The 5,583-nt window shown below is 68.8% G+C and carries 6 protein-coding genes and 1 tRNA gene; 4 read left to right on the forward strand and 3 right to left on the reverse strand.

The window, feature by feature from the left end:
• Positions 1–854: FumA C-terminus/TtdB family hydratase beta subunit (locus P3W97_RS02985; protein ID WP_300843645.1), on the forward strand; the 854-nt coding region annotated here is incomplete at its 5' end.
• A gap of 4 nt (positions 855–858) precedes the next feature.
• Here P3W97_RS02985 and P3W97_RS02990 read toward each other — a convergent pair.
• Complete coding sequence (locus P3W97_RS02990; RefSeq protein ID WP_300843647.1) at positions 859–1,482, reverse strand: DUF6806 family protein; 624 nt, start codon at positions 1,480–1,482, stop codon at positions 859–861.
• 125 nt (positions 1,483–1,607) lie between these two features.
• Here P3W97_RS02990 and P3W97_RS02995 point away from each other — a divergent pair.
• Positions 1,608–1,694, forward strand: a tRNA-Leu gene (locus tag P3W97_RS02995).
• 47 nt (positions 1,695–1,741) lie between these two features.
• Here P3W97_RS02995 and P3W97_RS03000 read toward each other — a convergent pair.
• Complete coding sequence (locus P3W97_RS03000; RefSeq protein ID WP_300843649.1) at positions 1,742–3,091, reverse strand: RsmB/NOP family class I SAM-dependent RNA methyltransferase; 1,350 nt, start codon at positions 3,089–3,091, stop codon at positions 1,742–1,744.
• A 66-nt stretch (positions 3,092–3,157) separates the two neighbouring features.
• On the opposite strand from P3W97_RS03000, the gene P3W97_RS03005 reads away from it, so the two are divergent.
• Both P3W97_RS03005 and P3W97_RS03010 read left to right on the forward strand, forming a co-directional pair.
• Positions 3,158–4,774: a peptide chain release factor 3 gene (locus tag P3W97_RS03005; RefSeq protein WP_300843652.1), complete on the forward strand. Its 1,617-nt coding sequence runs from the start codon at positions 3,158–3,160 to the stop codon at positions 4,772–4,774.
• A gap of 16 nt (positions 4,775–4,790) precedes the next feature.
• Positions 4,791–5,378: a YqaA family protein gene (locus tag P3W97_RS03010; protein ID WP_300843654.1), complete on the forward strand. Its 588-nt coding sequence runs from the start codon at positions 4,791–4,793 to the stop codon at positions 5,376–5,378.
• On the opposite strand, the gene P3W97_RS03015 is transcribed toward P3W97_RS03010, so the two are convergent.
• Positions 5,375–5,583, reverse strand: a 209-nt coding sequence (locus P3W97_RS03015; protein WP_300843656.1) for a formyltransferase family protein, incomplete at its 5' end; no start/stop codon positions are given. The genes P3W97_RS03010 and P3W97_RS03015 overlap by 4 nt on opposite strands.

Genomic DNA, 5,583 nt, shown 5'->3' on the forward strand with positions numbered 1-5,583 from the left:
CGCTGCGGCTGGAGCTGTACGAGAAGGTCAATGCGCTGGGCATCGGCGCGCAAGGCTTGGGGGGGCTGACGACCGTGGTGGACGTCAAGATCCTGGACTACCCCACGCATGCAGCCAGCCTGCCGGTGGCGATGATCCCCAACTGCGCGGCCACGCGCCATGTGCATTTCCACCTGGACGGCAGCGGCCCGGCCCAGCTGGCGGCGCCCAAGCTGCAAGACTGGCCCGCGGTGACCTGGACGCCCGACACCCAGAGCGCGACCCGCGTCAACCTGGACACCCTGACCAAAGAAGAAGTGGCGTCTTGGCGGGCGGGGCAAAAGCTGCTGCTCAACGGCAAGATGCTGACCGGCCGCGACGCCGCCCACAAGCGTATCGCCGACCTGCTGGCCAAGGGCGAGAAGCTGCCGGTGGACTTTACCAACCGCGTGATCTACTACGTGGGCCCGGTGGACCCGGTGCGCGACGAGGTGGTGGGCCCCGCCGGCCCCACCACCGCCACCCGCATGGACAAGTTCACCCGCATGATGCTGGAAAAAACCGGGCTGATTGCCATGATCGGCAAGAGCGAGCGCGGCCCGGTGGCCATCGAGGCCATCCGCGACAACCGCAGCGCCTATCTGATGGCGGTGGGTGGGGCGGCCTACCTGGTGGCCAAGGCCATCAAGGCGGCCCGCGTGGTGGGCTTCGAGGACCTGGGCATGGAAGCCATTTATGAGTTCGAGGTGCAGGACATGCCCGTGACCGTGGCCGTGGACGCCACCGGCAACAATGTACACCAAAGCGGGCCGGCCGAGTGGAGACAGCGCATCGCCCGCGGCGAGTTCAAAGGCATCGCCGTGACGGCGGACTGACCGATCAGTGCAGGTGCCGTGGTTTGCGCGGGCCACCGTGCCCGCCACCTGGGCCTGCACCGCGCGGCGGTCGGCCAAGCTGCAGCGAGTTCACCATGGCATCGAAGCGGTTGGAGAACAGGCGGTCGATGGCTTCGACCACGCCGCCGAGTTCGGACGCGTCGAAATGCCGCTCCATGAGCTGCACGACATCCTGAACCAGCAAATCGCGCTGCACCTGCATGATGGCCGCCGGCGTCGGGCCAACGAAGCACATCAGAAAATCATCGCGCGCCTCGGCCTCGCTTGGGGCCTCTTCCTCGTCGAAATCGAGGTCGTAGAACGACACCTCGATTGCCGCGCCGGTGGCGGCGATTTCGTTGAGACCCATGCAGGCTTCCTCGATGGCCAGCCTGAAGTCGTCGTCGCCCTCGATGGTCCAGCACATTTGCAGGACGTGCTCCTGCGGATCGAAGCGGATGCCTGGCTCCTCTTCGTAGGCGCTGGCCGCCGCGTCGATCAGCGAGCGCGCACCGACATACTGCCACAACGGACGCAGCGCCTCCTGAATGTGGGCGTAGTCCACGCCGTCACGCAGGCGGATGTCGCCATGCACGTGGATCTCGAACGGAGGGTTGTTTTGGCTCATGGTCGCGGCGGTCGGAAAACCCAAATTGTACGGCGCGGGACCGCAACCCAGCCTGCCCGGCGCCCGGCGATGGCCAGCGCTGCGCCCCGCCCGCCCGCTAGAATGGGCAACGGTTGTGCGCCCAAGCGGGTGTGATGGAAGCGGTAGACATACAGGACTTAAAATCCTGAGGCCGTAAGGCCGTGCGGGTTCGAGTCCCGCCACCCGCACCAGACAGGGAAACGAGACACGGAAAACGGGCGCGTAGAACGGGCAGGCATCACCGGCGCTGCCACGCCACGGCAAAAAAACCGTCCGTGCCGTGGCGGTGCGGCCACAGGCGCAGTGCACCGCCTTCCACCACCGACGCGGGGTCGTCCACGCGGGCGTCTGCCAGCAGCGCCTGGGCGTCCAGACGGGTGAAGTCGCCACGCCGGGCGCTGGTGAAGGCGTGGGCCACGGCTTCGTTCTCTTCCGCCAACAAGCTGCAGGTGGCGTACACCAGCCGACCGCCGGGCCGCACGAGCGCTGCCGCAGCCCCGAGAATGCGCTGTTGCAAGGCGGCCAGCTCGGCGACGCTGGCGGGCGTGTGTCGCCACATGAGCTCGGGATGGCGCCGCAGGGTGCCCAGTCCGCTGCAGGGCGCGTCCACCAGCACACGGTCGATCTTGCCGGCCAGGCGCTGCAGGCGCTCATCGCCCTCGTGCGCGAGGGCCATGGGGTGTACCTGGGTGAGCCCGGCTCGCTGGGCACGGGCTGGCAGAGCGTCCAGGCGGCGCGCTGCGGTATCGAAAGCGTACAGGCGGCCGCTATCACGCATGTCCGCCCCCAGGGCCAGGGTCTTGCCACCGCCGCCGGCGCAGAAGTCCACCACGGTTTCACCGCGGCGGGCGCCAACCAGCGCCGCGATGAGCTGTGAGCCTTCGTCCTGGACTTCGATGGCGCCACGCGCGTAGGCCTCCAGCCCCTGCAGGGGCACACGGTGGGGCAAGCGGATGCCCCACGGAGCGTGGGGCGTGGCCTGGGCAGGCAAACCTGCCGCCTGCAACTCGGCCAGCACCGCTGAGCGTTTGGCGCGCAGCGCGTTGACACGCAGGTCCAGCGGCGCGGGGCGGCGCAGAGCCGCAGCCAGGGCGTCGATCTCGGGCCCGACGACGCTGTGCAGGCGCTCGATCAGCCAGTCGGGCAGCCCCAGGCGCACCGTGTCGGGGACGGGGCCCAGGTCTACTGCCCTGGCGCGTGCCTGCCAGTTGCCGACTGCGGCAGCAGCCGCTGCATCGGCCTCGGCCAGCGCCGGCAGAGCCGAAGCGGGCCACGCCAGTCGAATGACGCTGTCGCACCAGCCGGGTTGGGTGCGGCAGCGCGCCACATCCAGCGGCGTTCCGTCTTGCCCCTGCAAGGCGACAGTCCAGGCATGCCAGCGGGGCAAATCACGCAGCGCGGCGTAGAGGGCATCGCCCACCGCTTGACGCAGGCGCGGGCCGACCCTCTGGGGGCCGCGAAAGGCATCGGCGAGCAAGGCATCGGGCGGCTGCTGAAAACGCAGCGTCTCTTGCAGCAGTCGGGCAGCCAAAGCCAAGGGTGCCTCTGCACGGGGACGGCGCGCAGGCATACGGTTGGGACGGGACATGGGGCGATTGTCGCTGACCGCCCGGGGCACAGGGTATGCGCCAAGGCTGCGGGATAATCCCGTCCCATGCCAGACCTCGCCTCCGAGGTGCGCCGCCGGCGCACCTTCGCCATCATTTCGCACCCCGACGCGGGCAAGACCACACTGACCGAAAAGCTGTTGCTGTTTTCGGGCGCGATCCACATCGCCGGCAGCGTCAAGGCGCGCAAGGCCGCGCGCCACGCCACCAGCGACTGGATGGAAATCGAAAAGCAACGCGGCATCTCGGTGGCCAGCTCGGTGATGCAGATGGAGTACCGCGACTGCGTCATTAACCTGCTGGACACGCCGGGTCACCAGGACTTCAGCGAGGACACTTACCGCGTGCTGACCGCGGTGGACGCGGCGCTGATGGTGATCGACGCCGCCAACGGCGTGGAGCCGCAGACGCGGCGGCTGCTGCAGGTCTGCCGGGCGCGGAATACCCCGATCCTGACCTTCATCAACAAGATGGACCGCGAGGTCAAGGCGCCGCTGGACCTGCTCGACGAGATCGAGCGCGAGCTGGGCATGACGGTGGTGCCGTTTACCTGGCCGGTGGGCATGGGCAAGCTGTTCCACGGGGTATGGGACCGGCGCGCCGGACAGATGCGCGTCTTCGCCCCTGGGGAAGATCGCCGCGGTGGCGACGAGGAGATCTTGGCCGGTCAGGACAACCCGGCGCTGGCGCAGCGCTTTGGCGCCGAGTGGCAACAAGCGCAGGAGGAGCTGGAGCTGGTCGAAGGCGCCACCCCGCCGTTCGAGCACGCGGCGTTCCTGGCCGGCACGCAGACACCGATGTTTTTCGGCTCGGCGATCAACAACTTTGGCGTCAAGGAGGTGCTCGACGCGCTGGTGGAGCTGGCCCCACCACCAGGGCCAAAGCCCGCGCTGCAGCGCGATGTGGCGCCGACCGAGCCCAAGTTCAGCGGCGTGGTGTTCAAAATCCAGGCCAACATGGACCCGGCGCACCGCGACCGCGTGGCTTTTGTGCGCGTGGCCAGCGGCCGCTTCGAGCGCGGCATGAAGCTGCGCATCACCCGCACCGGCAAGGAGTTCAAGCCGAACACCGTGGTGTCGTTCCTGTCGCAGCGGCGCGAGCTGCTGGAGGAAGCCTACGCTGGCGACATCATCGGCATCCCGAACCACGGGCTGCTGCAGCTGGGCGACACACTCACCGAAGGCGAGGCACTGCAGTTCACCGGGCTGCCGTTCTTTGCGCCAGAGATCATCCGCAGCGTCGAGGTGGCCGACCCGCTGCGCACCAAGCAGCTGCGCGCCGGCTTGCAGCAGCTCGGCGAGGAAGGCGCGATCCAGGTCTTTCGGCCGATGGCGGGCTCGGTGCTGCTGCTCGGCGCGGTGGGACAGCTGCAGTTCGAGGTGGTGCAGCACCGGCTGGAGACCGAGTACGGCGTCAAGGCGCGTATCACTCCAAGCCCCTACCATGTGGTGCGCTGGGTAACCTGCCCGCCGGACGACGGGGGCGAGGTAGAACTCAAGCGCTTCATCGACGCCAACCTGCACCGCATGGCGTGGGATGCCGTGGATGCACCGGCCATCCTGCTCGACCACGCCGCCACGCTGCGCGCGGTGGAGGGCAACTGGCCCAAAATCCGCTTCCATGCGATGCGCGAGCATGCGGGGCTGGTATTTCACCACGCTTGATGCCGGAGTCGACCCGATGCGCCTGTTCGCCCCGCTGTACGACCGCGCGCTTCGTTGGGCGCGCCACCCGCGCGCACCGCGCTACCTGGGGGCGCTGAGTTTTGCCGAGTCGTCGTTCTTTCCGGTGCCGCCGGATGTGATGCTGGTACCCATGGCGCTGGCCCAGCCGCAGCGCGCGTGGTCACTGGCTTGGCTGGTCACCTGGGCCTCGGTGCTGGGGGGGCTGGCCGGCTACCTCATCGGCTGGCTGGCGTTCGCGGCCATCGAGCCGTGGCTGCGCGGTTCCGCTTACTGGCCAGCCTATCAGCAAGCGGTGGCGTGGTTCGACGCTTGGGGCGCCTGGGCGGTCTTCGTCGCTGGCTTTTCGCCGATTCCATACAAGGTCTTCACCATCGCCGCCGGGGCGCTGGCCATGCCACTGCTGCCATTCGCGCTGGCCTCGCTCGTCGGCCGGGGGGCGCGCTTCTTTCTGGTGGCCGCGTTGATGCGCTGGGGCGGCGCGCGTATGGAGCCGCTGCTGCGCCGCCACATTGACCGCATCGGCTGGACGGCGGTCGCGTTGGTAGCGGGGGGCGGGGCGCTTTGGTACGCAGCGCGGCACTAGCCGCCCGTCTCGCGCAGCCAGCGCTCGATCGCGCGCGGGTAGATCAACTGCTCCTGCGTCAGCACGCGCGCGGCCAGCGTCTCGGGCGTGTCACCGGGCAAGATCGGCACCACCGCCTGCTCCAGGATCGGGCCGTGGTCCAGCTCCGCCGTCACCAGGTGCACGGTGGCGCCGGCGAAGCGGCAGCCCGCCTCGATGGCGCGCT

Origin of the sequence: Tepidimonas sp. (assembly GCF_029335975.1) — a bacterium.
In the GTDB taxonomy this organism is placed as follows: Bacteria; Pseudomonadota; Gammaproteobacteria; order Burkholderiales; family Burkholderiaceae_C; genus Tepidimonas.

Bases quoted from the DNA above. Each gene is read 5' to 3' on its own strand.
- P3W97_RS02990 (WP_300843647.1), bottom strand. From the start codon at position 1,482: ATGAGCCAAAACAACCCTCCGTTCGAGATCCACGTGCATGGCGACATC.
- P3W97_RS03000 (WP_300843649.1), bottom strand. From the start codon at position 3,091: ATGTCCCGTCCCAACCGTATGCCTGCGCGCCGTCCCCGTGCAGAGGCA.
- P3W97_RS03005 (WP_300843652.1), top strand. From the start codon at position 3,158: ATGCCAGACCTCGCCTCCGAGGTGCGCCGCCGGCGCACCTTCGCCATC.
- P3W97_RS03010 (WP_300843654.1), top strand. From the start codon at position 4,791: ATGCGCCTGTTCGCCCCGCTGTACGACCGCGCGCTTCGTTGGGCGCGC.